This window comes from Gordonia sp. UBA7860 (genome assembly GCF_002500165.1).
Taxonomy (GTDB): Bacteria; Actinomycetota; Actinomycetes; order Mycobacteriales; family Mycobacteriaceae; genus Gordonia; species Gordonia sputi.
Map to the genome: position 1 here is coordinate 70722 of NZ_DLSO01000003.1, position 216 is coordinate 70937.

At 63.9% G+C, this 216-nt stretch carries 1 protein-coding gene; it reads left to right on the forward strand.

The window, feature by feature from the left end; translation table 11 throughout:
• Positions 1–216, forward strand: a 216-nt coding sequence (locus B3T59_RS00440) for an HNH endonuclease (protein ID WP_287001223.1), incomplete at both ends; no start/stop codon positions are given.

Genomic DNA, 216 nt, shown 5'->3' on the forward strand with positions numbered 1-216 from the left:
AAAGCCATCACCATCCGCGACCACTGCTGCATCAAATGCGGAGCACCCGCCTCCTGGACACACGTACACCACATCACCCACTGGATCGACGGCGGCACAACAGATCTCGACAACGGCTGCCTACTCTGCCCCTCCTGCCACACCCAGATCCACGCCAGCGACTGGGACATCACCATCGGCCACGACCGCCACCCCTGGCTCATCCCACCCGCCACC